This is a genomic window from Anaeromassilibacillus sp. An200 (genome assembly GCF_002160025.1).
GTDB classification, from domain to species: domain Bacteria; phylum Bacillota; class Clostridia; order Oscillospirales; family Acutalibacteraceae; genus Caccousia; species Caccousia stercoris.
Genome location: NZ_NFJU01000001.1, coordinates 106,418 through 131,152, shown reverse-complemented (window position 1 = coordinate 131,152; position 24,735 = coordinate 106,418). Strand labels below are relative to the sequence as shown.

General features: G+C 52.0%; 23 protein-coding genes and 1 other annotated feature. Of the genes, 17 read left to right on the top strand and 6 right to left on the bottom strand.

The features are described from left to right. The first annotated feature begins 125 nt into the window (after positions 1-125). From B5F35_RS00635 to B5F35_RS00620, 4 genes are all read left to right on the top strand, one after another. Entirely contained in the window at positions 126-602 is a 477-nt protein-coding gene (locus B5F35_RS00635; protein WP_087237041.1) for a MarR family winged helix-turn-helix transcriptional regulator, read from the top strand. Further along, a complete protein-coding gene (locus B5F35_RS00630; protein WP_087237040.1) occupies positions 574-2,340 on the top strand; it encodes an ABC transporter ATP-binding protein in 1,767 nt (588 codons plus the stop codon). The genes B5F35_RS00635 and B5F35_RS00630 overlap by 29 nt, the downstream gene beginning before the upstream one ends. Further along, positions 2,340-4,250, top strand: a complete 1,911-nt coding sequence (locus B5F35_RS00625; RefSeq protein ID WP_087237038.1) for an ABC transporter ATP-binding protein — start codon at positions 2,340-2,342, stop codon at positions 4,248-4,250. The genes B5F35_RS00630 and B5F35_RS00625 overlap by 1 nt, the downstream gene beginning before the upstream one ends. Before the next feature lie 227 nt (positions 4,251-4,477). After that, the gene (locus B5F35_RS00620; RefSeq protein WP_087237035.1) at positions 4,478-4,900 is read left to right on the top strand and encodes a hypothetical protein; all 423 of its coding nucleotides are present in this window, start codon (positions 4,478-4,480) and stop codon (positions 4,898-4,900) included. 82 nt (positions 4,901-4,982) lie between these two features. On the opposite strand, the gene B5F35_RS18620 is transcribed toward B5F35_RS00620, so the two are convergent. Both B5F35_RS18620 and B5F35_RS00615 read right to left on the bottom strand, forming a co-directional pair. Then, the gene (locus tag B5F35_RS18620; protein ID WP_162611280.1) at positions 4,983-5,159 is read right to left on the bottom strand and encodes a hypothetical protein; all 177 of its coding nucleotides are present in this window, start codon (positions 5,157-5,159) and stop codon (positions 4,983-4,985) included. A 20-nt stretch (positions 5,160-5,179) separates the two neighbouring features. Further along, positions 5,180-5,377 (bottom strand): hypothetical protein, encoded by a 198-nt coding sequence (locus tag B5F35_RS00615; protein WP_087237033.1) that lies wholly within the window; start codon positions 5,375-5,377, stop codon positions 5,180-5,182. Between the two features lie 182 nt (positions 5,378-5,559). Between B5F35_RS00615 and recQ the strand changes: the two genes are divergently transcribed. From recQ to xylB, 10 genes are all read left to right on the top strand, one after another. Then, entirely contained in the window at positions 5,560-7,443 is a 1,884-nt protein-coding gene (recQ, locus tag B5F35_RS00610; RefSeq protein WP_242969337.1) for a DNA helicase RecQ, read from the top strand. 209 nt (positions 7,444-7,652) lie between these two features. Further along, the gene (locus B5F35_RS00605; protein ID WP_140401111.1) at positions 7,653-9,095 is read left to right on the top strand and encodes a lipopolysaccharide biosynthesis protein; all 1,443 of its coding nucleotides are present in this window, start codon (positions 7,653-7,655) and stop codon (positions 9,093-9,095) included. Positions 9,096-9,125: 30 nt separating this feature from the next. After that, positions 9,126-9,800: an HAD family hydrolase gene (locus B5F35_RS00600; protein ID WP_087237030.1), complete on the top strand. Its 675-nt coding sequence runs from the start codon at positions 9,126-9,128 to the stop codon at positions 9,798-9,800. Next, positions 9,797-10,672, top strand: a complete 876-nt coding sequence (locus B5F35_RS00595; RefSeq protein WP_162611279.1) for an FUSC family protein — start codon at positions 9,797-9,799, stop codon at positions 10,670-10,672. Before B5F35_RS00600 ends, B5F35_RS00595 begins: the two co-directional genes overlap by 4 nt. Before the next feature lie 26 nt (positions 10,673-10,698). Next, entirely contained in the window at positions 10,699-11,364 is a 666-nt protein-coding gene (locus B5F35_RS00590) for an acyltransferase (RefSeq protein ID WP_087237026.1), read from the top strand. Between the two features lie 8 nt (positions 11,365-11,372). Then, a complete protein-coding gene (locus B5F35_RS00585) occupies positions 11,373-12,218 on the top strand; it encodes a pyridoxamine kinase (protein WP_087237024.1) in 846 nt (281 codons plus the stop codon). Between the two features lie 45 nt (positions 12,219-12,263). Continuing rightward, on the top strand, positions 12,264-14,015 hold the full coding sequence (locus B5F35_RS00580) for an FtsW/RodA/SpoVE family cell cycle protein (protein WP_087237023.1): 1,752 nt from the start codon (positions 12,264-12,266) through the stop codon (positions 14,013-14,015). A 6-nt stretch (positions 14,016-14,021) separates the two neighbouring features. Further along, positions 14,022-15,395 carry a penicillin-binding transpeptidase domain-containing protein gene (locus B5F35_RS00575; protein WP_087237021.1) on the top strand — a complete coding sequence of 458 codons (1,374 nt, stop codon included), beginning with the start codon at positions 14,022-14,024 and terminating at the stop codon, positions 15,393-15,395. A 151-nt stretch (positions 15,396-15,546) separates the two neighbouring features. Then, on the top strand, positions 15,547-16,188 hold the full coding sequence (locus B5F35_RS00570; RefSeq protein WP_087237019.1) for a type I phosphoribosyltransferase: 642 nt from the start codon (positions 15,547-15,549) through the stop codon (positions 16,186-16,188). Positions 16,189-16,367: 179 nt separating this feature from the next. Continuing rightward, positions 16,368-17,843: a xylulokinase gene (gene xylB, locus B5F35_RS00565; protein ID WP_162611278.1), complete on the top strand. Its 1,476-nt coding sequence runs from the start codon at positions 16,368-16,370 to the stop codon at positions 17,841-17,843. Between the two features lie 134 nt (positions 17,844-17,977). Here xylB and B5F35_RS00560 read toward each other — a convergent pair whose 3' ends face one another. The 4 genes from B5F35_RS00560 to pheS form a co-directional block, all read right to left on the bottom strand. After that, positions 17,978-18,271 (bottom strand): hypothetical protein, encoded by a 294-nt coding sequence (locus B5F35_RS00560; RefSeq protein WP_087237016.1) that lies wholly within the window; start codon positions 18,269-18,271, stop codon positions 17,978-17,980. A gap of 215 nt (positions 18,272-18,486) precedes the next feature. Then, the gene (locus tag B5F35_RS00555; protein ID WP_087237014.1) at positions 18,487-18,735 is read right to left on the bottom strand and encodes an IreB family regulatory phosphoprotein; all 249 of its coding nucleotides are present in this window, start codon (positions 18,733-18,735) and stop codon (positions 18,487-18,489) included. 133 nt (positions 18,736-18,868) lie between these two features. Then, positions 18,869-21,259 carry a phenylalanine--tRNA ligase subunit beta gene (pheT, locus tag B5F35_RS00550; protein ID WP_087237012.1) on the bottom strand — a complete coding sequence of 797 codons (2,391 nt, stop codon included), beginning with the start codon at positions 21,257-21,259 and terminating at the stop codon, positions 18,869-18,871. Positions 21,260-21,316: 57 nt separating this feature from the next. Beyond that, the gene (gene pheS / locus B5F35_RS00545) at positions 21,317-22,336 is read right to left on the bottom strand and encodes a phenylalanine--tRNA ligase subunit alpha (RefSeq protein WP_087237242.1); all 1,020 of its coding nucleotides are present in this window, start codon (positions 22,334-22,336) and stop codon (positions 21,317-21,319) included. Between the two features lie 74 nt (positions 22,337-22,410). Next, positions 22,411-22,649, bottom strand: a binding site (T-box leader). A 283-nt stretch (positions 22,650-22,932) separates the two neighbouring features. Between pheS and B5F35_RS00540 the strand changes: the two genes are divergently transcribed. From B5F35_RS00540 to B5F35_RS00530, 3 genes are all read left to right on the top strand, one after another. Beyond that, positions 22,933-23,136: a DUF1858 domain-containing protein gene (locus tag B5F35_RS00540; protein ID WP_087237010.1), complete on the top strand. Its 204-nt coding sequence runs from the start codon at positions 22,933-22,935 to the stop codon at positions 23,134-23,136. 113 nt (positions 23,137-23,249) lie between these two features. Beyond that, positions 23,250-23,966 (top strand): class I SAM-dependent methyltransferase, encoded by a 717-nt coding sequence (locus B5F35_RS00535; RefSeq protein WP_087237008.1) that lies wholly within the window; start codon positions 23,250-23,252, stop codon positions 23,964-23,966. After that, positions 23,963-24,733, top strand: a complete 771-nt coding sequence (locus B5F35_RS00530; RefSeq protein ID WP_087237006.1) for a Nif3-like dinuclear metal center hexameric protein — start codon at positions 23,963-23,965, stop codon at positions 24,731-24,733. The genes B5F35_RS00535 and B5F35_RS00530 overlap by 4 nt, the downstream gene beginning before the upstream one ends. Positions 24,734-24,735 lie beyond the last annotated feature (2 nt).

The following is a 24,735-nucleotide window of genomic DNA, read 5'->3' as shown; positions in this document are numbered from 1 at the left end:
AATATTATTTATTGATGATAACATATTTTGAATTCACATACAACGAAAAACATGTAAAATAGTTTTGTAGCGTACGGTCAGGGACAGAACAAATTGGGCGCACGGGCCGGAAAGGAGAGAAACGGATGGCGGGAGAAGAAAGTCTGATTTTACTAATTAAGCAGCTTCATCTGGCGCTGGAGCAGTGTGCGAAGGAGCAGCTGGAGGGCTGCGGAGTCTCTCCCATGCAGGGCCTGATTTTGGGGTATCTTTTTTCCCGGAAAGGGGAGAGTGTATATTCCGTTGATTTGCACGCGCACCTCGGTATCTCCAAATCCGCGGTTTCTTCTGAGCTGCGAAAGCTCAAGGAGAGTGGATATCTGACATTTCACGAGAATCCGGAAGACGACAGGAAAAAGCGGATTGTTTTGACGGAGAAAGCAGACGGAATCCGCAAAATACTCGGCGAGGCCCTTCGGAAACGCGAGGAATCCATTTGCCGCGGTATTCCGGCAGAATCCGTCGAGAGCACAAGAAAGTGCCTGCTTCTGATGAGAGCAAACATGAAGAAAGAATGTGGAAGGAGGACGACGCATGGTAAGTACCTTGTTTCGACAAATTAAACAGTATAAAAAAGCATCTTTGCTGACGCCGTTGTTTACCACTCTGGAGGTGGTGATGGAGGTGGCGATTCCGTTCGTCATTGCTTATATCATTGACAAGGGAATCGCGGTCGGAGATATGGGGCAGGTGTATTTTTATGGAGCCATTATGCTGGTGATGGCATTCCTAAGCCTGCTGTTCGGAGCACTGGCAGGAAAATATGCAGCAGCTGCTTCTTCCGGCTTCGCATGCAATCTCCGCGAAGGCATGTATGAAAACATCCAGCGCTTTTCTTTTTCCAATATTGATAAATACAGCACTGCCGGTCTTGTTACCCGCATGACAACGGATGTGACCAACGTACAGAATGCCTATCAGATGGTCATCCGTATTGCGGTGCGTGCCCCTGTCATGCTGCTTTGTTCCCTTGCGATGTGCTTTTTCATTGATGTGGAACTCAGTTCCATCTTTCTTATTGCAATCGCTGTGCTGGCTGCCGGTCTGATTTTCGTGATGCTGACCACCATGAAAATTTTTGACCAGGTGTTCCGTAAATACGATGACCTTAATGCCAGCGTGCAGGAGAATGTGTCTGCAATCCGCGTTGTGAAAGCGTTTGTGCGGGAAACGTATGAGAACGAAAAATTCACCAAAGCCGCAGAGCGTCTGTACCATATGTTTGTAAAAGCGGAAGGAAGGCTGGCTCTGAACAACCCGATCATGATGCTGGTGATTTACGCCTGCATGATTGGATTGTCCTGGTTCGGCGCTCAGCACATTGTGAGCGGTATTCTCACCGAGGGTGAGCTGACCTCCATGTTTACTTACGTCATGAGCGTCTTGATGTCTCTTATGATGCTTTCCATGATTTTTGTTATGCTGACCATGAGCCTTGCGAGCGGCCGGCGTATTGTAGAGGTACTGGAGGAGCAGCCGGATATCACGAATCCGGATTCTCCCGTTTTCGAGGTATCGGACGGCGCTATCGACTTCAACCATGTCAGCTTCTCGTATAAGCATGGCAGCGGCGAAGAAACGCTTCATGATATTGATCTCCACATTAAAGCAGGTGAGACAATCGGTATCATCGGCGGTACCGGCTGCGGAAAAACCAGCTTGGTCAGTCTGATCAGCCGTATGTACGACGTGGATAAAGGCTCCGTTGTGGTTGGCGGAAAGGATGTCCGGGAATATGATCTGGAGGTTCTGCGCAACTCGGTTGCCGTGGTACTTCAAAAGAACGTTCTGTTTTCCGGCACCATTCTTGACAATCTGCGCTGGGGCAAGGAGGATGCCACGGAAGAGGAATGCAAAGAGGTCTGCCGTCAGGCATGTGCGAGTGAATTCATTGAGCGCTTCCCGGACCAATACAACACCTGGATCGAGCAGGGCGGCGCAAACGTTTCCGGCGGTCAGAAGCAGCGTCTCTGCATCGCCCGTGCACTGCTCAAGCATCCGCGTGTACTGATTCTCGACGACTCAACAAGCGCCGTCGATACAGCTACCGATGCAAAAATCCGTGAGTCCTTTGCACAGAAGATTCCCGGCACAACAAAGCTGATTATTGCGCAGCGTATTTCCAGCGTTCAGAGCGCGGATCGCATCCTTGTTCTGGATGATGGACGGATCAACGGGTTTGATACGCACGAAAATCTGCTTCGTACCAATGAAATTTACCGTGATATTTATGAAACACAGACGCAGGGAGGCGGCGATTTCGATCAGCCGAACGGGACTTCGGAAGGAGGTGCTGAATAATGCCGGGACCGATGAGAGGAGCACCCATGTCGCTTAAAAAGGTAGATACCAAAATGCTGGGCCGTGTTCTGGGACGTGTCTTGGGTTATATGCTCAAGAAATACTGGTTCCCCTTCCTTTTGGTGGTTATCTGCATTGTGGTGACCGCGATCTCCACGCTTCAGGGCGTTTTGTTCATGCAGAAGCTGTATGACGATTATATCGCACCGCTGCTGCAATCGCAGACGCCCGATTTCTCCAATCTGGCATCCGCGCTGTTCCAAGTGGGAATTGTCTATGCCATTGGCATTGTCTGCGCATATGCTTACAACCGCATTATGGTCAATGTCAGCCAGGGCACGATGCGGAATCTGCGTATCGAATTGTTCCATCATATGGAATCTCTTCCGATCAAGTATTTTGATACGCACGCCCACGGCGATATCATGTCCATCTACACCAACGACGTGGATACCCTTCGTCAGCTGATCAGCCAGAGCATTCCGCAGATCATCAACTCTCTGGTCAGTGTGGTGACAACCTTCATCAGCATGTTTGTGCTCAATCTTCCGCTGACTATTCTGACGCTGGTGATGATCGGCGTGATGCTGTTTGTTACCTCGAAGATCGCGGCGAAATCCGCTCTTTATTTTGGCAAGCAGCAGAAGGATCTCGGCCGTGTGAATGGCTATATCGAAGAAATGATGGATGGCCAGAAGGTGGTCAAGGTATTCTGTCATGAAGAGAAAAGTATCGAGCAGTTCAAGAAGCTGAACGATGACCTGCGCGAGAGCGCCAAAAACGCCAATACCTTCGCTAACATTACCATGCCGATCAACGCGAACATCGGAAACATCAGCTATGTGCTGTGCGCTGTGGTAGGTTCCGTGATGGCGTTGAGCGGTTATGCTGGACTGACACTCGGCACACTGATCACCTTTATGACGCTGAACCGGAACTCAAGTATGCCGGTAACGCAGATCAGCCAGCAGCTCAACAGTATTGTGATGGCAATGGCCGGTGCGAACCGTGTATTCCAGCTGATCGACGAAAAGCCGGAGGAGGACAATGGCTATGTCGAGCTGGTCAACGCAAAGGAAAACCCGGATGGCAGCCTGACAGAGACAAAGGAACGCACGGGGATCTGGGCCTGGCGGCATCCGCACAAGGCTGACGGCACCGTCACATACACAAAGCTCGAAGGGGATATCACCTTCAACGACGTGGATTTCGGTTATACGGAGGATAAGATCGTCCTTCACAATGTGAAGCTGTACGCCACACCCGGTCAGAAGATTGCTTTTGTCGGCAGTACCGGCGCGGGAAAAACGACGATCACCAATCTGATCAACCGTTTTTACGACATTCAGGACGGAAAGATCCGGTACGACAATATCAATATCAATAAGATTAAAAAGGCCGATCTGCGGCGCTCACTTGGCATTGTGCTTCAGGATACCCATTTGTTTACCGGTACCGTTATGGATAACATTCGTTATGGCCGTCTGGATGCAACAGATGAGGAATGTATTGCCGCCGCGAAGCTGGCAAACGCGGATGGCTTTGTCCGCCGCCTGCCGGATGGCTACCAGACCATGCTGACAGGAGACGGGGCAAACCTCAGCCAGGGGCAGCGCCAGCTGCTTGCTATTGCCCGGGCGGCTGTGGCAGATCCGCCGGTTCTGATTCTGGATGAAGCCACATCCTCGATTGATACCCGCACAGAGAAGCTGGTGCAGGAGGGAATGGATCGCTTGATGAAGGGGCGCACAACCTTTGTGATCGCGCACCGCTTGTCCACTGTCCGCAATTCCGACTGCATTATGGTGCTGGAGCAGGGCCGTATCATTGAGCGCGGTACACATGATCAGCTGATCGAGGAAAAGGGCCGCTATTATCAGCTCTACACAGGAAACTCCATCGGTGCCTGAGCTTTTTTACAAAAACAGGCGGAGGAAAATTCCGGAATTTTGTAAAATTTTCGTGATTATATACAAATTAGTAGAAAATATTTTTCCTTAAAGAAATGATTTTATCACCTTTTCTTCACAAATCTATGATACAATAAAAGAAAATGAAGTGGAGAGCAGCCCCGATCGTGAGACGCGGAGTCTTTCCAAAGCTTCAAGCATTATGTGAATATTGGAGGAATTTTATCATGAAAGCCAAGTCTCTGCATTTCTCGAAAAGTGGTTCCGCTCAGGTGATTGCGTCCGAGCTCGGACGGATCCATCAGTGTGTCTGCGATCAGATTCCGCCCGCCTATCCCTGCGAAGGTGAAAAGGTTATTTTCATCGGCGTGGAGATGAATGGTAAGCTCCCGGGCCCGGTGGATCATTTCTGCCGTGATCTGACGCCTGCCCGTGCACAGAATGTTGCATTCTACATCATCAATGGAAATGGCAACACTTCTGGCCTTGATGAAATCAAGAAGGCGATGGAATCCAAGGGTGTCCATATGATTCCGGATGTTCATTCCGTCGCTGTCAAAAGCTCTCTCTTCAAGAAGGGTATGCCGACGGATGCCGATGTGAAGGCCGCTGTGGATTGGGCGCAGAAGATCGTGGATTCCGGGCTGTAAAAAATTGATATCCATATAAAGTAAGCGCCCCGAAGGATGCAACTCCTTCGGGGCGCTTTTGTTTGGGGTGGATTCGCTGTGATTATTCGCGCATTTTCAGGATTTCGACCTCATGATCAAAATCTCCGGCCGTAATATCACGGCGCAGCAGTTCCAGCTGTTTTTCTTCAGGCAGAGAATTGAAATACTCTCTCGCACGGCTGCTTCCCCGGAACGGATCTGCCAGCGCGAGCGGGTAAAGAGAGAACGGAAATTGCATAGCTGTCTCCTTTCCGGCACTCAGAACGCCTGCGGATATTCCTGGATAGAGGCGGCAAGGCTGTCCGCCAGACGGCGCAGTTCATCCTTTCCCTGGGCGTGGCGCGCCCGAAGAAACAGGGCCTGACGTTCTTCACTGCCCATAGCACGGAACGCTTCCGATGCCGCGGGATTTTCCGCAATTGCGAACAGGAACCCTTCAGGAAATCCATAAGCCATCCTGTCCAGCTCCTTTCGTTTACAGATGCTGTTGCGGCGTTTCAGCCGCTTCCCTATTGTTTGAAAAAATGTTCCGTTTACCCGTGGCAATCACTGGGTGGGAAAAAGGAGAGGTTTACAAAAACAAGGAAAAAGTGGATAATAGAAAAAGTTATTTCACGCAATCAAGCAAAATGAAGCAGGTGGATCGATTGGTACAGGACAAATGGCAGGTTCTTCGGGAATACTTTGGATATTCTTCATTTCGGAGTGGGCAGGAGGAGCTGGTGGATGGCCTTTTGGCGGGGCGCGATGTGTTCGGGCTGATGCCGACGGGAGCGGGAAAATCGCTTTGCTATCAGGTTCCGGCGCTGGTGCTGGACGGTGTAACGCTTGTAGTTTCTCCGCTGATTTCCCTGATGAAAGATCAGGTTTCTGCTCTTATTCAGTCTGGCGTCAAAGCAGCTTATCTTAACAGCTCTCTGACGCCGGGACAATTTCGCCTGGCGCTTGAGCGCGCCTCACAGGGCTGGTATAAAATCATTTATGTGGCTCCCGAGCGTCTTTTAACGGAAAGTTTTTTTCGTGTAGCGGAACGATTGCCGATCTCGCTTGTCGCGGTGGATGAAGCCCACTGTGTGTCCCAGTGGGGGCAGGATTTCCGTCCCAGCTATCTGAAAATTCGGGAGTTTCTGAATTCCCTTCCCCAAAGACCGCCGGTAGGGGCTTTTACTGCAACCGCCACCGCCCAGGTGCGGCGTGATATTGTGGAACTTCTGGACTTGCGGGAGCCTGTATCCGTGTGTACCGGCTTTGATCGTCCCAATCTTCGTTTTGAAGTGAAAAAACCGGCGGACAAATATGCGGCTCTTGTTTCGCTTTTGCAGGAGGAAAAGGGGCAAAGCGTGATTGTGTACTGCCTGACCCGGCGCACGGTTGAGGAAGTATGTGAACGCTTGTGCCGGGAGGGATTTCCCGCCGTGCGATACCATGCTGGCCTGACGGATGAAGAGCGCAGGGAGAATCAGGATGCTTTTTTGTATGATAAAGCGTCTGTGATGGTGGCGACCAATGCGTTTGGGATGGGGATCGATAAATCAAATGTGTCAATGGTTGTCCATTATAATATGCCGAAAAATATGGAAGGCTATTATCAGGAAGCGGGCCGTGCGGGGCGCGACGGTTCTCCGGCCCGCTGTGTCCTGCTCTATTCCGGACAGGATGTGGTGACAAACCGTCTATTGATCGAGCGTTCCAGCGGGGAAAACGAGGAGCTTGAGGAGGAACAGCGCGAGCGAGTACGCAAGCAGGAGGAGGAGCGGCTGAAAAAAATGACATTTTACTGTTTTGCCTCCGATTGTCTGCGGGCCTATATTCTGCATTATTTTGGAGAGCAGGCGCCCCGGCGTTGTGAAAATTGCAGTACCTGTCTGCAAGGCGGAGGGGAACGCGATGTGACAAAAGAGGCAGAGCTGCTTCTTTCCTGTGTGCGGGCCTGCGGGCGTGGGTATGGGAAAAAGACAGTGGCAGCTCTCCTTGCAGGCGGAGCCGCGGCAGCCGCCAACGACACCGTCCGGCGCCGTTCTTTGGATCAGCTTCCTCAGTATGGCGCTCTTTCCGGGTTTTCGGTGAAAGAGATTCTTTCTTTGATCGACCATGCCATCGGACGCGGCCTGATGGAAATCACGGAAGGTGACTATCCTCTCCTTGCTTTGACACAGGATGGGGAGTCATTTTTGCAGGAAGGCGGACAGATTTCCATGTGGATGCCGGAGAAAGAAGAAGAAAAGAGGACCTTGGAAAAGCGGAAGTTCTCTGTGAAAAGCAGGGAGGAAGAAATGACGGAGCGCCCCGAGCTGTATGAAAAGCTGCGGGTCCTGCGCGCCCGTCTTGCTGCCCGGGCTGGAGTGCCGGCCTATGTGGTGTTCACCGATCGGGCGTTGCGGGAAATGGCGGGACTGCTCCCTTTGGATGAGCAGGAGCTGCTTGCGGTTAACGGTGTGGGGCGGGCCAGACTGGAGCGATACGGCGGAGAGTTTTTGCGTGTCTTGAACGAATATGCACAGGAGCATGGAAAAAATTCATAATTCCGTCATCTTTTTTTGATGCAAATTACCATTATTTTCTGTATAATAAAAAGAAATATGCGCCGAATCCAAACGCCGTTTTTCTGAAATTCCCGCAAGCCAGAGAACGGCGCATTGCAATTCCGGCGGGAAAAAGCTATAATACCCTAAGTGGGACAGCCCTTCGGGTGGGATTGCCCGGGAAATCTAACAGGAACAGAGGAATTGCGTTGAACAAATACAAACGCCTGATTTCAAATACCCTCATCTTTGCGATTGGCACCTTCAGTTCAAAGGTGCTCAGCTTCCTGCTTACTCCGCTGCTTTCTTACGCCCTCTCTCCGGCGGAGTTCAGTATCACCAACATGATCGTGGATATGGGCAATCTGCTTCTGCCTGTGGTGACGCTTGGCATTATCAATTCCATTATCCGTTTTGGTCTGGATAAGAGCATTAAAAAAAGCGATGTGTTTTCGACAGGATTCTTCACCATCCTGTCCGGCTTTTTGTTGCTGCTTGTGCTCCAGCCGGTCATTGTCCCTGTCCTCACACCCGTTATGGAGGTTATGGAGATTAATCCGGCCTACGTGTCGAAATACATGCTGTATCTGGTTTGTTTTGTCGGCATGTCCTCCATGCGGTCATTGTTTTCGCAGTTTACCCGCGCCCGTGGGATGGTGCGCCTGTTTGCAGTGGATGGAATCTTGAGCACCTTCACAACGGTTTTGTTTTCCTGTCTGTATGTTATGGTGTTTCAGATGGGGGTTGTGGGTTATATTTCCGCCATCATCACCTCGGACGCATGTTCTGTGGTATTTCTCGCGCTGACCACGGGCAACCTGCGCTATCTGCGCCCGATGCGCGTGGACCATGCCGTTCCGGTGGCGATGCTGAAATACTCCATCCCAATGGTGCCGAACACAATTTTCTGGTGGATCACCAATATTTCCAACCGATTTTTGATTGCGGCCATGATGAGTCAGACTGATGCAGGCCTTTACGTTGCGGCGTATAAGGTGCCAAATTTGATTGTGCTGGTGTCCGGCATTTTCATGGATGCATGGCAGATGAGCGCCGTAACGGAGACCAAGGGGAAAAACCGGTTCTTTTCGCGGGTCTTTACTGCGTATTATGCATTGATGTTTATGGCGGCGTCGGGTGTGATCCTGTTCAGCAAGGTTATTACGCATATTTTGGTGGCGGAGGACTATTATCCTTCCTGGCAGTATATTCCCTTGCTGGTGGTGGCGACTGTATTTACCTGTCTGGTTAATTTTCTGGGCAGCATTTATATGATGGAGAAAAAGAGTGTTCATTCTTTGATGACAGCGATTGTTGGCGCAGGTGTGAACATCGGGCTGAACTTTGCCTTGATTCCACTTTGGGGTGTGAATGGCTCTGTGCTGGCAATGCTGATCAGTTATCTGGTGGTTTTCCTGATCCGTATGGTGGACACCAAACGTTATGTCCGGATGCGGGTCAGTACTCTGCGATTAACGGTCAACACGCTTTTGCTGCTCATACAGGCGGTTCTGATGGTTTTTGAGGTTCCGCTCTGGATTTTGTGGGAGATCCTGCTGACAGCTCTGATGCTGGTTTTGAATATGAAGGAAATTTTGGAAAGTGTGAAGAAAATTTTGCACAGAGGAGAAAATTCTCCCGGTCGGGCGTGATTTTGCTGTGTGGTAAAGGGAGTTGGAACTATGGTTCAACTTTGTATTTTTGATCTTGATGGAACGCTGGCCAATACGCTGGATTCCATTGCGGGGTTTGCCAATGAAGCGCTGTGCCGCTGCGGCTGGAAACCGATCCTTCCCAAGGAAGATTACCGTTTTCTGGTAGGGAACGGTGCGGATTGCCTGATGCGGCGGATGCTGTCCCATACAGCGGGCGCATACACAGAGGAGGATGTGCTTCGTCTGCGAAGTGTGTATGATGATCTGTATGGTGCGGACCCTATGCGTGAGGTAAAGGAATATCCCGGCTTGTTCACAGTGCTCCGTACTTTGAAGCAGCAGGGAATCCGATTGGCAGTTTTGTCCAATAAGCCGGATCGCGATGCCTGCGCCGTGGTTTCCCATTTGTTTCCGGAGAACTTCTTTGCTTGCTGTTACGGCCAGCGGGAGGAAATTCCCCGAAAACCTGCGCCGGACGGCGCGCTGCTGATCGCAAAGGAACTTGGCATTGCACCGCAGAACTGCCTTTATATCGGAGACAGCGGCGTGGATATGGAGACCGGCCGCGCGGCGGGTATGAGAACAGTCGGCGTTTTATGGGGGTTCCGGGACAAGGAAGAGCTGATGGAGCACGGTGCGAACGCGTTGGCAAAAGCTCCGGAGGATCTGCTGCTCCTGGCTGGAATGGAGATACCGCAATGAAGGCGCCCGCCTGGCTGGAGGGGAAGCGTTTGGCGCCTGGGCTGCGTGTCATCAAAACAGGAATGGCTGTCACCCTGTGCCTCTTCCTCTCCTACACTCTGCCATTTGGGCAGCCATTCACCAGCGCCATTGCTGCCGCGGTCATGATGGGAAAATCCATTGACGTGTCGCTTCGCACAGCGAGGGATGGTACGGTGGGAACCCTGCTGGGGGCTGCTGTGGGGCTTTTGTTCTCACTTTGGGATCCCGGCAATGCGGGTCTTTGTGGGATCGGTGTGATTTTAACGCTTTATCTGTGTGTCATGCTGCATCTGGAACGGGGAACGCTGTTGGCGGAGGTTGCTTTCTTTGCCGTGACGCTTATGCCGCCCGGCGGACCATACTGGCTTCATGCGCTGACCTGTGCGGCAGACGCGCTCCTTGGAATTTTGGTGGCGCTGGCAGTCAATTTGATTGTGATGCCCCATCATTATGCCGGAGAGGTTCGTGAAAACTATCAGACCCTCTGCGCGGTGGCGGCGCAGGCGCTGCATGCGGCGCGGGCAGGAGCTCCAGCTCCTTGCAAGGAGTTGGCGGGGCAAACGGAGAAGCTTTCGCAAAGCATACAGGCCTATGTTTCCGAGCGCCGTTTGCTGCGAGGCAGTGATGAGGAAATCTTTCGGATTTCCTGTAAATTAACGCAATTCCGGGAGTTTGCACAGGAGCTGGGAAATGTTCAGCTTTTGCTTTCCCCCGAAAATGGACGGATTCCCGATGAAGAACGCGAAATCATCCGGCGCTATCATATGGCGCGGCTGGAAGCTCTCGCGGTTGCTTGTCTGCCTTCGAAGGAGGAGCGGGAGCGCAAGGGTACGTCCATGGCAAAAGAATAAGTTTATCGGTTCAGGAGGAATTTGTGATGGAAGAAGCAAAGATTGTTCATTTGTATGATTTGTCGCACACACAGGCGGCTTCTCTGCTCAGTCAATATGAGTATCCGTGGGAAGCGCTGGCCAAAATAGGAGAGTTCATCCTGCAGCTTGGACAGTCGCTTTCACAGGATGAGTACGCTCATCCCTCTGAGGATGTCTGGATTTCCAAAACGGCCAAGGTATACCCCGGTGCCTATATTGCTGGCCCAGCCATTATTGGCCCGGGAACAGAGGTGCGTCCGGGAGCGTTTGTAAGAGGAAAGGTTCTTGTTGGAGAAGGATGCGTGGTAGGCAATTCTACCGAACTCAAAAATGTCATTCTTTTTGACGGTGTACAGGTGCCGCACTACAACTATGTGGGTGATTCTATTCTCGGCTATAAATCCCATATGGGCGCGGGTTCCATCACCTCCAATGTAAAATCCGATAAAACGCTGGTGACGGTGCGCGGCGGTGAGGAAGCGATCGAAACGGGCCTGAAAAAGATGGGGGCCATGCTCGGAGATTTTGTTGAAGTAGGCTGTAATTCCGTTCTCAATCCCGGTACGGTGATCGGCCGGCACAGCAATGTTTACCCGCTTTCCATGGTGCGCGGGTTGATCCCTGCCGGGCATATCTTCAAGCGCCCCGGCGAGGTCGTGGCTAAGCGGTGACGGATGCCATGCAGAAAACAGCCGCGGCTGTACACGACCTTTCCGGCTTCGGGAAATGCTCCCTGACTGTCATCCTTCCGGTGCTTTCCGCGGCGGGGATCGCATGCAGCGCTGTTCCCACAGCGGTTCTCAGTTCCCATACAGGCGGCCTTTCCGGTGTCTACCATCAGGATTTTACGCAGGGAGTGCGAGCGTTTACACGTCAGTGGAGTGATCTTTCGCTTCGTTTTGATGCTCTTTACACCGGTTATATGTCCTCTCCAGGACAGATTGCCGCCTGTGAGGAGCTGGTGAGCTCTCTTCGCCGTCGGGATACGCTGTTTCTGGCAGATCCGGCGCTGGGGGATCATGGCCGCTTGTATCAGGGTATCTCAAAGGAAACAGCGGATGCGATGCTCTCCTTCTGCCGGGGAGCTGATCTGATTCTCCCCAATCGGACAGAGGCCGCCCTGCTGCTCGGTGAGGAGCTGCGGGATGAGATGCCGGAGAGAGCGGAAGCAGCCCTGCTGCTGCCGCGATTGGCTCAGCTTGGACCGCGCCGCGTCGTTCTGACCGGTGTTTCTTTTTCACAAGAAAGCATCGGGGCGGCATGTTATGACGCGGAAACGGGAAAAATAGATTTTGCTGCCGCTCCGCGTGTGCAGGGGCATTTTCATGGAACAGGTGATTTGTTTGGAGCCGCTCTCTTGGCAGGATTGCTGTGTGGACGTGCTTTGCCGGAGGCGATGCAGATGTCCGTCCATTTTGTCAGCCGATCGATTTTCCGTACTTGGCGGGCCGGAACCGATCCGCGCTTTGGCGTTGATTTTGAAGAGGAGCTGCCCGGCCTGATGCGGGAGCTTCGGTTGCTGTGACACGGCATATCCGCTGCTGTCCAACAGACAGGAGGTGAATCTGCGGTGCCGGATTTTCAGTCATTTTCGGTTTCTATCCTTTATGTTCTGCGGATTTTTATTCCGCTGCTTTCCATTTATGTCTTGGTCCGTGCCTTCCATTCCATTAAGGCAGGCCGGAGGCGGGAAGAACCGGTAATCGTGCTGCAAAACACGGTGACAAAGGAAACTGTACCGGTTTTGTATTGGGAGAATTCCATCGGGCGCAGCCGAAGCTGCGATATTGTTCTGGCGGACGCCACAGCCAGCCGTGATCATGCTGTGCTGATGCGTCGGGAGAGCGGTTGGCTGGTGACGGATACCGGCTCAAAGGCCGGAACCCGGGTCAATGGGCGGATGGCGAACAAGCCGGCTTCCGTTGTTCCGGGAGATGTCATCACGATGGGATCTACCTCATTGATGCTCAAGCGTACCAGTGAAGCAAAGCTTCCGCAGCAGAAGCGGCGTGTCCGCCACGCCGCTTCTCCATTTGGCTTGCTGCTTACGGTGAGTGTGATTCATTTTTTCCTTTTGCTGCAAGCTTGTTTTGGGGGAGGCGATTTCTCTCTTTTGCCGGTTCTGCCGTTTTTAGCGGTTCAGGTAATGCAGTGGTCCCTTTATGTATATTCTATGAAGAAACTGGACCATGTAAGCTTTGAATTGGAAACGATCGCCTGTCTGCTGGCGGGAACGGGAATTATGCTCCTTTCGGGTATGCGGGGTAAACTGTCTGAGGGGCAGGAGGCCCCTGGTATGTGGGCAGTGGTGGATCCCACCATGAGCACAGTATATATGCAGCTTCTTACGATGCTGATGGGGATCCTTTTTTTCTGCGTTTTAATATGGTTTATGGGAGATTTGGACCGGGTAACCAAATTCCGTCCTTGGATTGCCGGAGCGGCAGTGCTGCTTTTTGTGATCAATCTTGTGTTTGCTACGGCGGTGCATGGGGCCGGCAACTGGATCTCCATTGGTCCTGTTTCGGTACAGCCTTCCGAATTTATCAAGGTGGCGTTTGTTTTTGTCGGGGCAGCCACATTGGATCGGCTTCAGACCAAACAAAACCTGACGGCTTTTATTGCCTTTACCGGTGTCTGTCTGGTCAGTTTGTTTCTGATGAAGGATTTCGGGACAGCCTGTATTTTCTTTGTGACCTTCCTGTTTATCTCTTTTATGCGATCGGGCAGCATCCGCACGATTGTGCTGGCTGTTGCTGCGGCGGTGTTCGGCGCTTTTCTGATTCTCAAGTTTCGCCCTTATGTGCTCAGCCGTTTTCAGGGCTGGCGGCACGTCTGGGAATATGTCAACGAAAGCCAGGGGTATCAGCAGGTGCGTGTGCTTTCCTATGGTGCAAGCGGCGGTTTGTTTGGTATGGGGATTGGAAACGGCAAGCTGGGAGCGGGACGTTCCGGCTCTCCCATTTTTGCCGCGAACAGCGATCTGGTGTTTGGTATGCTTTGGGAGGAACTGGGACTGCTGATGGCGGTTGTGGTAGTCTGTGCGATTGCTTTGCTGGTATTCTGTGCCCGCTCGGACGCAACGAGAAGCCGCTCCACCTTTTACTCTATCGCTGCTTGTTCCGCCGCAGGGCTGCTGCTGTTTCAGGCCTGTCTGAATGTGTTCGGTGTTGTTGATGTTCTGCCGTTGACAGGAGTGACGCTGCCGTTTATCAGCGCGGGCGGTTCCAGCATGGTGTCGGTCTGGGGCATGCTGGCTTTTATCAAGGCAGGTGACGAGCGGACGTATGCGGCACGCCGCCCAAAACGGAAACGGAGGTGACGGCGCGTGAAAACAACAGGGACACGATCGCTGATTCTCATTCTTCTCACGCTTGCGTTTGCAGGAGGTATGCTGCTTTTTCTTGTGGAGTTTGTCCGCGATGGAGGAAGCTGGGCGATTCAGCCCTTCAATAAGCATATTACACAGGGAGAAAGCCTCTCCGGGCGTATTTTAGATCGGGATGGGACAGTGTTGGCTTACAGCGATGAGACAGGCCGTGTTTATCACGATGACCAGACTGTTCGACTTGCCATGCTGCACACAGTTGGGGATACGCGCGGATATATTGCGACCTCCGCCCAATATCTGTACCGTGCGGATCTTTCCGGCTACAATCTGGTAACCGGGCTGGTTTCGCCATTTGGAAAATCCAATGGAAGCGATGTGAAGCTGACGCTGGACGCGGATCTGTGCAAAACAGCGTATGAAGCGCTGGGGGGGAAGAAAGGCGCGGTTGTGGTTTATAATTATAAAACGGGGGCTATCCTGTGTGAGGTCAGCACGCCCTCTTTCGATCCGGGCGCACCGCCTGCGGATCTGGACACAGATGAAACCGGAAAATATGAAGGAGTTTATCTGAACAATGTGCTTTCTTCCACGTATACGCCGGGTTCGGTGTTCAAAGTAGTGACAACGGCGGCTGCCATTGAAAATATTCCGGATCTTGATAGCAGGACGTTCACCTGCAACGGCAGTGTAGTCATCAATGGCAATCAAATCAACTGCCTTGCCACGCACGGGCAGATTGACTTCAAAACAGCGCTTTCCCATTCCTGCAATGTGGTGTTCGGTGAGCTCGCCGTGGAACTCGGAGAGGAAAAAATGACCGCAATGACCAACCAGATGGGATTTAATACCAGTTTTGAATTTGATGGGATCCATACGGCCAAGAGTGTTTATCAGGTCAAAGGCGCGTCGGATGATGCTCTGGCCTGGAGCGGCATCGGTCAATATACCGATCTGGCGAATCCCATGCATATGGCAATTCTGATGGGAGCTGTGGCGAATGGCGGAACGCCGGTTCTTCCGCATTTTGTGGACAGCATTACCACGAGCTTTGGTCTTGTTACGCATATGGGATATCCGCAGGAAGGGGAACGGATGCTTTCGGCTTCCACTGCGGATCGGCTGAAAGGATATCTGCGCAATAATGTCTCCAGTTACTATGGAGACAATCTGTTTCCCTCTGGGATGGAGGTATGTGCCAAGACGGGAACCGCCGAAGTAGGGGAAGGGAAGGCCCCCACCGGCTGGATGATAGGTTTTTCCGCGAACAGCTCCACTCCATACGCTTTTGCTGTCGCAGTGGAGGAGGGAAGCTCGGGAATTGGTTCCGCCGGCAGCGTGGCGAGTGCCGTGCTGAACCGATTGGCAGCTTGAGATTTTGGGTGTTAGAAAAGGAAAAAGCTTATTCCTTGTGTCTGTTACTAAAAAAGATTGCGATTCTTTCTTGATTTTTTAGATAATAATGCTATAATAAAACAAGAAAGTAATTCCAGTATTCCCATTTTATTTGGAAAGGGTTGATCCCATGGAAAACAGAAGCATTCAAATCAAGTGCAGCAAAAACAAAAACCTGTCTCTGCGTGTCATCCCCGGCCATTTTGCGACGAACCATTCTCACATTAATTATTATATAGATATGACTGGTATCAAATATCACAGCCTGATTGCAAAACAGGCCGGTGAAACGATGGCTCAAAACTATGCAAACAATACCATCATTGATACCATTATCTGTATGGATGGCTGTGAGCTGATCGGCGGCTTTTTGGCTAACGCATTGAGCAAATCTTCCCTGCATGGGATGAATGAAAAAAGTGACATTTGTGTGATTACCCCGGAGTTTAATCCGAATGGGCAGATTATTTTCCGGGATAATATCCAGCCGATGGTTTGGGAGAAGAGAGTGCTGCTGCTGGTGGCTTCCGCTACCACAGGAAAGACCATAAACCGTTCTCTGGAATGCATTAAGTATTACGGCGGAAATGTTGTTGGAATTGCTGCGCTGTTCAGTGCTATCAGTGAAAAGCAAGGGATTCCGGTGGATGCCATCTTCACGCAGGACGATATTCCGAATTATCGTACCTACGCTTTTGAAGAATGTCCGGACTGCCGTGAAAAACGGAAGATTGACGCGATTGTCAACAGCTACGGTTATTCTAAAATTTAATGCAGCTTCCTGCAGCCTGCCGTCTTTCGACTGTTTTGAAGGGCGGCAGGTTTTATGTATTTTTATAAACTATTTTTAATGTTTTCTGCAAAACCTCTTGTCAAAGATGATGTTTGCATGTAAGATGAAAGAATAAAAGACGATCCGAAGATGACAGGGAGGAAAATAGCATGCAATATTTGGCTGGTATCGATTTGGGAACCTCTGGGGCAAAGCTTTCCCTTACATCGGTGGGTGGATCCGTTACATATGGAGCAACGGTTTCCTACCCGTTTTTCAGCCGCTTCCCTGGTTGGGCGGAGCAAGACCCGGAAGATTGGTGGAATGCAGTATGCAGAGGAATGCACCGTCTTCTGACAGAGCACAACGTATTGGCGACTGATGTGCGGGGTGTTGGCTTTTCAGGACAGATGCATGGGTTGGTTATTCTGGATGCGGAAAAAAATGTAATAGCTCCGGCTATCCTTCACTGTGATGCGAGGGCAGGCGAAGAGAAAAACGTAGTTTCCCGTGAAGAGCTAATCGAATGGGGAATTTTGAATCCAGCTTTTTCGGGTTTTCAGATGACCTCCCTGCTATGGCTCAAAAAACATAAGCCTCAGGAATTTAAACGTATCCGCTATGTTCTTTCTCCCAAGGATTATGTGCGCTATCGTTTGACAGGGGAGCTTGGAACAGAATGGACGGATGCTTCTGCAACGCTTTTATTTGATGTAGAGCATCGCTGCTGGTCGTCTCCTATGTTGGAACGGATTGGTTTGGATCCCGCCGTACTATCTCCGGTGTCGGGGCCATGTGATTTATGCGGAACTGTGACTGTCGCAGCCGCAAAGGAAATCGGTCTTGCCAAAGGGACGCCAGTTTCCTTTGGGGGAGCGGATCAGCCCATGCAGGCTCTGGGAAACGGTGTGTTGGTGCCGGAGGAGATGACTTGCACCGTTGGCAGCGGCGGCCAGCTTTTTTTAAACACCAGAAAACCTTGGATCAATCCCGCCTTGAATACGCATACTTTCTGCAATGTGGAACAGGATAGCTGGTACCAGTTGGGCGCAATGCTGACTGCCGGGACAGCGTTCCAATATTTGGCAGGTTTGTTTTATCCGGGAGAGTCTTGGGAGACGATCAATCACGAGGTGGAAGACGTGCTTGATGAAACGGTACAGCCAGTCTTTCTTCCTTATCTCAATGGGGAGCGTTCTCCGCATATGGACGAGTCCCTGAGAGGGCTTATGTTTGGAATGACGATTAGCTGCACCCGTGCACATTATATGCGGGCTGCTATGGAAGGCATATGCTTTGCCATGCGTGATATGATGGAGATATTGAACCGTCTGGGTGCACCTGAGGAACGGATGGTAGTCTCGGGAGGATATACCCGCAGCCCGGTGTGGATGCAAATGATGGCGACGGTTCTTGGACGCAGTCTTTGTTTGACAGAAAATCGTTCTTATCAGGCGAGTGTAGGAGCAGCGATAACAGCTGGAGTTGGCAGCGGGGTCTATACATCTCTTCGGGAAGGGGTGTCGTGCTGTGTTCACTTTTCCGATAAGAGTGTCAATCCAGATCCAGCGCGCAGTGCGTTTTATGAGGAACGGTACGCCACATTCCGAGCGGTGTTCAATCAGTGCTATGGAGAAAATCAAAGAACAGTTTAAGCGGGAATAGTTTTCCATGTGAAAATCCTCTTTTCATAAATGGCCTATTGTAGCGCCATTTGGAAAAGAGGATTTTTGCGTAAAATAGAAAAAGCGGTCTTTCCACTGAGAAGACCGCTTAAGAATATATTCTGTTATTCCCCCAATGCACGGGTTAACCAAGCGTCGGCAATGTCCATGGCAAGATACAGTCCATTCTTTTCACTCGATTTCACAATCTGTTTGCGGGAGCGGATGTTGGCGTCTGTATACATAAGTTGAATGGTGACACGGTCAGCGACCTCAAGATCCTGCACCTTTTTTTTGCTTTTGATCTCCAGTTTCACCACATATTTATCCTTCATGCTCCCATAGTAAATCACATCGCCGCAGCGAACGAGCGGTTTCCCTTTGTAGGTCGGGAATGGGGATTCCTGTTTCGCATTCATTCTGATTCTCCTCCTTCTTTTTCTCTCCGGCAGCGCAGAAGTTTTCCTGGAAGAAAAGGCGGCCGGCCAGTGGAGAAACTCCAGGGGCCGGCGCCGTACTGCGCGTACCAAGGGATCGGTTCAAATGGGGTTCCATTCGCTGTTGTGAGTTTTTGCAGGAATAGTTGGAACGATACCGCTGTTACAGGGTTCCTGCGGAAAACCGCGTGTTCGTCTTATGGGTTACCCAGATAAGATTTCAAGAGGACCTGAAGCAGCTCATCGCGATCAATTTTGCGGATCAGGCTGCGTGCGCTGTTGTGTGTCGTAATATAAGTGGGATCCTCGGAAAGAATATACCCAACCATCTGATTGATGGGATTATAGCCCTTTTCCCGTAATGCGTCATATACGACCGTAAGGATTTTTTTAATGTTATCCTCCCGATCGTCGCCCAGGGCAAAGGTCATGGTCTTATCAAGCATGGAAACACCTCCGAATACTGCCGCCAACGTCACAACGAAAGGATGGAATAATACTTTAGCTTACATGATACAACATCGATTGTTCAAATTCAAGGAGAAAATTGTGAACGAAGCGGAAAATCAAGCGGAGAGATCAGGAACGCAGGGCCGCTCCGGTCTTTTCCAGCTCTTTCATAATTTTCTTCATGGCGGCATTTGTCTGCTCGTCCGTCAGCGTATTTTCTCTGGAACGCAGCACGATATTGAACGCAACACTCTTTTTGCCTTTTTCAATCTGCTCGCCTTTGTATACGTCGAAGAGTTTGATGCTCTCAACAAGAGCCCCGCCTCCGGTGACGATCGCTTTTTCCAGTGTTCCTACCGAAATGGCATCATCGCAAATCAAAGCCAGATCGCGTGTAACGGCAGGGAATTTCGGCAGAGAAGTGTATGTCTTTTCTGGTTCAGCCAAAGAGAACAGCAGATCAACATCCAGCGTCAGGCAGAATACACGTTCGTTGATGCCGTAATTTTCCGCAGCCTTGGGATGCAGCTCACCAAGCACGCCAATACGGCTGCCATCAACGCTCAGAATAGCACAACGCCCCGGATGATAGCTGGATTCTTCCGAGGAAGCAGCAATATCCCAGTTTTTCACACAGAGGATTTCGAGAAGCTGTTCCGCCATGCCTTTTACTGTGAAGAAATCGCAGCCGCCGCCGTACATGCCAACAATCAGCGTGTTTTTCTCGATGGGCAGCTCGTTTTCTGTGGTTGGAATATATTCACGGCCAAGCTCAAACAGGCAGGCTTCCGCATTGCGATTGTTGTAATTGCGTGCCAATACCTCAAGCATGGACGGCAGAATGGTTGTGCGCATGATGCTGGTATCTTCACCCAGCGGGTTGGAAATCACAATGGACTTGCGCAGAGGGCTGTCCATAGGCATGAGAATTTTGTCATAATATTTGGGGCTGATGAAGGAATAGGTCATGATCTCACTGGCCCCAAGCGCCCGCATCGTCTGCATAATCGTACGATCGAACTTCTGCCGCGCGGTATATTTGCCCTGAGCGCTTCCGCGGATCGAGGTGGACTGAATCTTGTTATAGCCGTAAAAACGGGCAATTTCTTCGGCGATATCGGCCTTGTGCTCCAAATCAGGGCGGAAGGTTGGAACCAATACATCGCTGCCGTCAAAAGTGCAGTCCAGTTTGGCAAGGATAGCTTTCATTTCCTCTTCGGAAAGGGAGATGCCGAGGAAACGGTTAATCCAGTCATGCTCAAGGGGAATGCGGCGGCGATCCGAAGAGAAATGGGAGTCCATCAGCACACCGTCAAGAACATCGCCCGCGTCCAGTAGTTCGACAAGCTCGCAGGCGCGGTCGAGAGCAGGCAGGCAGCTGTTCGGATCCAGTCCCTTTTCATAGCGGGAAGAAGCTTCGGTACGCATACCCTGATCGCGGGCCGTTGTGCGGACGGAAGCGCCGTCAAAGCAGGCGGATTCAAACAGAATGGTGTTCGTATCGTCCATAATGCCGCTGAATTCACCGCCCATGACGCCCGCGATTGCAATCGGCTTTTTCGCGTCGGCAATGACCATCTGCTTTTCTGTCAGCGTGCGCTCCACACCATCCAGCGTGGTGATGGTTTCTCCGGCTTTGGCACGGCGCACGCGGATCTGCCCGCCTTCCACAAAGCGAAGGTCGAAGGCGTGCATTGGCTGTCCGTATTCCAGCATCACATAGTTGGTGATATCGACAATATTGTTGATTGGGCGGACTCCCATCGCGCGCAGACGCTCACGCAGCCAACGGGGAGAGGGTTTGACCCGTACATTTTTGACCACACGGGCCGAGTAGACGGAGCAGAGGTCCGTTGCTTCGATTTTAACGTCCAGCATCCCGTCCGACGAGCCGTGCCCGGCTTTGACAGTGGGAGTGTGCAGAGAGAGGGGCTTGTCAAAGGTCGCGGCGGCCTCACGTGCCAATCCGATAACAGAGAAGCAATCCGGGCGGTTGGAGGTGATCTCAAATTCCACCACGGTGTCGTTCAGGCCGATGGCCTCACAGATCGGCTTACCGAGCGTCAGATCGCATCCATCTTCCTCGGTCAGCACAAAAATGCCATCCTCCACCGCACTGGGAAAATCATGCGTCGTCAGCCCCAGCTCACCGAGCGAGCACAGCATACCATTGCTTTCCACACCGCGAAGCTTGCCCTTTTTGATTTTTTTGCCGCCGGGCAAAAGGGAATTGTGCAGAGCAGCGGGCACCACGTCTCCGGGTTTCAGGTTCTGCGCGCCGGTAACAATCTGGATCGGCTGTCCATCTCCTGTGTCCACCTGACAGATCCAGAGGTGATCGGAGTCGGGGTGGTGTTCCATGGAAACGACTTTCGCCACCACCACATTTTCGATCTCTGTGCCTTCCGTTTCCCAGCCCTCTACCTTTGAGCCGCTCATGGTCATTGCCTCAGTAAAGGTGCGCATGGGCATTTCGCCGGGCTGAGTGAATTCATTTAACCATCTCATGGAAAGGTTCATTTTTCAATACCACGCTTTCATCTCAATACTCAGTTATGTCCAGCTTTCCCGTTTTGCTTAAAACTGTTTGAGGAAGCGGACGTCGTTCTCATAGAAGAGACGCAGATCGTCGATGTTATAACGGCGCATTACCACGCGCTCAAGTCCCATGCCGAGAGCGAATCCGCTGTACTTTTCCGGATCAATGCCGCAGTTTTGCAATACCTTCGGGTGAACCATGCCGCAGCCAAGGATTTCGATCCAGCCTTCTCCCTTGCAGAGACGGCAGCCCTCGCCATGACAGTTGAAGCACTGTACATCGACCTCTGCGCTGGGCTCCGTGAAGGGGAAATGATGGGGACGGAACCGCACAACGCTGTCCTCGCCGTACAGACGCTTGACGAATGTTTCCAGCGTTCCCTTCAGATCGGCAAAGGTGATTCCCTCCGCCACCACAAGGCCCTCGATCTGATGGAACAGAGGGGAGTGCGTTGCGTCCACAGCGTCAGAGCGATATACACGGCCGGGGGAGATGATACGGATCGGCGGCTTCTGCTTTTCCATGACGCGGACCTGAACCGGGGAGGTCTGGGTTCTCAGAAGAATGTTTTCATTAATATAGAAGGTGTCCTGCGTATCGCGGGCAGGATGGTTCTTCGGAATGTTCAGAGCCTCGAAGTTGTAGTAATCCGTTTCCACCTCGGGGCCGTCCACGATGTCAAAGCCCATGCCAACAAAGATCTCTTTGATCTCGTCCAGCACGATGCTCAGCGGATGGCTGGCTCCCAAAGGACGCTGCCGTCCCGGAAGCGTGACGTCCAACGCTTCATTTTTCAGCCGCTCCTGAAGAATGGCCTCTTTGAGCTCTGCCGCGCGCTTTGTGATCTCATCCTCGATCATGGTGCGCACCTCATTGGCGAGCTGTCCGATCACGGGACGCTCCTCAGCGGACAGGCTTCCCATTTTTTTCAGGATTGCGGTGACCTCGCCCTTTTTTCCCAGATACTTTACGCGCAGCGTTTCCAGTTCCTGCTGTCCCTTTGCCGCCTCCAGCTCCGAAATAGCGCGTTGGCGGATGGCTTCAAGCTCCTGCTTCATGGAATCAATCCTTTCCAAATTTCTGCGGCGGTCTGCCAGGGAACAGGCGCGCCAAAATAAAAAAATCTCCGCCCCAAAGGGGCGAAGATACTTCTCCGCGGTACCACCCTGATTTACGCACGTCATCTTGAGAGACATACGCCTTTGCTGCCGGTAACGAGGCAACCCGTCGCGGACTACACAGGGCGATTCCCCTTCCCCCGCACCACTCCAAAGGGAACTTCTCTTTCCTTCGCCGCAGCGCGCTTCCAGCCAAGGCGCGCTTCTCTGTCCGGCAGTAGGGGAAAGGTACTTCCTTCTTCTCCGTGTTTGCATTGATTATATCATGCCTGCGGCGGACTTTTTATGCACACACTCTTCAGCCGACCGGCTGTATGTACTTTTGAGAAGCGTCCGCATGCGGCTTGTTATCGATTATTATACCATGGTCAGACAGTTTTTGCAAGGAGAGTGAGGAAAATATCCGGGTGGATAAGCTCAAGGAATCTCAGGATGTTTTTCTGTTTGTCCGGTATTGCAAAAAAACGGTTTGGGTATTATAATTGTAAAAAAGTATCCGCTCCTGTTGGAGAGCGGCGATTTGGAGGTTTCTGTCAATGGCTGCCATTACGAAAGATACACTGATCGGCGATATCCTTACACTGGACTCCACAACAGCTCCTTATTTCCTGGAGATGGGGATGCACTGCCTGGGGTGTCCGGCTTCCCGCGGGGAAACGCTGGAGCAGGCCTGCATGGTGCATGGCGTCAGTGTAGATGAATTGCTGCAAAAGCTGAACGACCATCTCGCAAAGAAATAAGAAGCGCGGATGGGAAAAGCGGTGTCTGAAACAGATGCCGAAGCGGGAAAGAGCCGTCCGGCAGCGCTGCCGGACGGCTCTTTCCCGCTTATCATTGCCCGGGAGGAAACGATTTGAGAGAGAAAACCTTATTTCAGCTCGGAAGCCGTTTGGGGCTTTGCGCCGCGATGGTGCGTCCCGGCTGCCGGCTGGCCGATATTGGGACCGATCACGGCTATCTTCCGGTTTGGCTGGCGAAAACCGGGGTCATCCGCTCTGCTGTCGCGGCGGATGTGCGGGAAGGTCCTCTGCAAAGCGCACGTCAAAATATTGAGCGGTACAGTGTGGAAGAACAGGTAACAGCCCGTCTCTCGGATGGGTTGGATCTGGTGTCCGCTCAGGAAGCGGATGATATTGTGATTGCAGGAATGGGTGGGGAGCTGATCGCCCGCTTGGTGGATCGCGCCGCTTGGCTGCGCGATCCGCAGAAGCATTTGATTCTTCAGCCCATGAGCTCCGCGGAAGATTTGCGGGCTTTCCTCTTGGAGAAAGGATTCGGTGTGTTCCGGGAGGATGCGGTGCAGGAAGATGGGCATGTATATAGCGTGATGCTGGTCTGGTACGATCCGGAACAGGCTGCCCGCTGCGGGAAGGATCCATCCTTTTTGCAGCGGGGATTGGTGAACGGTTCCACACAGGAGGGAAAAGCCTATCTGGCGGGTCGCGCCTCTTCTTTAAGAAAAAAGGCAAATGGGATGCGCCATACCGGAGCACTCACGCAGGCTGAAGCCTTGGAGATGATTTGCAGCTTTATGGAACAGGAAGCCGGGGAAGGAAGTGCAGCAACATGACAAAAGTAAAAAATATCTATGAATTCCTGGATGGATGGGCGCCGTTTTCCACCGCGATGAGCTTTGATAACGCAGGTCTTTTGGCCGGAAATGGAGAGGAAGAGGTACAAACGGTTCTCCTTGCGCTGGACATTACGCCGGATGTTGTGCGTGAGGCGGCATCCTGCGGTGCACAGCTGATTGTCAGCCACCATCCTGTGATTTTCGATCCCCTAAAACGTTTGACGCCGGATTCCGCTCCGTGGCTGCTGGCCCGTCACGCGATCGCGGCGATCTGTGCGCATACCAATCTGGATCTGGCGCCCGGCGGCGTCAATACCTGCTTGGCGGCACATCTTGGACTTGCCAATGTACGGCCGCTCAGCATCGATTTGCCTTCGGGTCTGCCGGAAGCTTTATACGGTGAGCTGCCTGCCGCGATGGAGCCGCGGGAATTTGCTCTCCATGTCAAGAATGCTCTTGGCTGTGAGCGGGTGGAGTTTACAAAAGGAAGCGCGCCTGTGCGCACCGTTGGATTGTGCAGCGGCGCGGGAGCCTTCTGCATGCCGGATCCTCAAACAAGCGGCGTTCAGGCCTTTGTGACCGGGGAAGCCAAGCACCATGAACTTCTGGCGGCGGTGGAATCCGGTCTTACGCTTGTAGTCGCGGGGCATTTCCATACGGAAGCAGTGGTACTGGAACCTCTGCGCCTGCAGTTGTCCCAGCAGTTTTCACAGGTGCATTTCCAGTTGGCAGAAGCCTCGCAATCGCCGTCATGCTATGTATAAGG

What these genes read in the sequence shown, in the direction of transcription:
- B5F35_RS00635 (WP_087237041.1), top strand. Translation starts at nt 126, where the DNA reads ATGGCGGGAGAAGAAAGTCTGATTTTACTAATTAAGCAGCTTCATCTG.
- B5F35_RS00630 (WP_087237040.1), top strand. Translation starts at nt 574, where the DNA reads ATGGTAAGTACCTTGTTTCGACAAATTAAACAGTATAAAAAAGCATCT.
- B5F35_RS00625 (WP_087237038.1), top strand. Translation starts at nt 2,340, where the DNA reads ATGCCGGGACCGATGAGAGGAGCACCCATGTCGCTTAAAAAGGTAGAT.
- B5F35_RS00620 (WP_087237035.1), top strand. Translation starts at nt 4,478, where the DNA reads ATGAAAGCCAAGTCTCTGCATTTCTCGAAAAGTGGTTCCGCTCAGGTG.
- B5F35_RS18620 (WP_162611280.1), bottom strand. Translation starts at nt 5,159, where the DNA reads ATGCAATTTCCGTTCTCTCTTTACCCGCTCGCGCTGGCAGATCCGTTC.
- B5F35_RS00615 (WP_087237033.1), bottom strand. Translation starts at nt 5,377, where the DNA reads ATGGCTTATGGATTTCCTGAAGGGTTCCTGTTCGCAATTGCGGAAAAT.
- B5F35_RS00600 (WP_087237030.1), top strand. Translation starts at nt 9,126, where the DNA reads ATGGTTCAACTTTGTATTTTTGATCTTGATGGAACGCTGGCCAATACG.
- B5F35_RS00595 (WP_162611279.1), top strand. Translation starts at nt 9,797, where the DNA reads ATGAAGGCGCCCGCCTGGCTGGAGGGGAAGCGTTTGGCGCCTGGGCTG.
- B5F35_RS00590 (WP_087237026.1), top strand. Translation starts at nt 10,699, where the DNA reads ATGGAAGAAGCAAAGATTGTTCATTTGTATGATTTGTCGCACACACAG.
- B5F35_RS00585 (WP_087237024.1), top strand. Translation starts at nt 11,373, where the DNA reads ATGCAGAAAACAGCCGCGGCTGTACACGACCTTTCCGGCTTCGGGAAA.
- B5F35_RS00570 (WP_087237019.1), top strand. Translation starts at nt 15,547, where the DNA reads ATGGAAAACAGAAGCATTCAAATCAAGTGCAGCAAAAACAAAAACCTG.
- B5F35_RS00560 (WP_087237016.1), bottom strand. Translation starts at nt 18,271, where the DNA reads ATGAATGCGAAACAGGAATCCCCATTCCCGACCTACAAAGGGAAACCG.
- B5F35_RS00555 (WP_087237014.1), bottom strand. Translation starts at nt 18,735, where the DNA reads ATGCTTGATAAGACCATGACCTTTGCCCTGGGCGACGATCGGGAGGAT.
- pheT (WP_087237012.1), bottom strand. Translation starts at nt 21,259, where the DNA reads ATGAACCTTTCCATGAGATGGTTAAATGAATTCACTCAGCCCGGCGAA.
- pheS (WP_087237242.1), bottom strand. Translation starts at nt 22,336, where the DNA reads ATGAAGCAGGAGCTTGAAGCCATCCGCCAACGCGCTATTTCGGAGCTG.
- B5F35_RS00540 (WP_087237010.1), top strand. Translation starts at nt 22,933, where the DNA reads ATGGCTGCCATTACGAAAGATACACTGATCGGCGATATCCTTACACTG.
- B5F35_RS00530 (WP_087237006.1), top strand. Translation starts at nt 23,963, where the DNA reads ATGACAAAAGTAAAAAATATCTATGAATTCCTGGATGGATGGGCGCCG.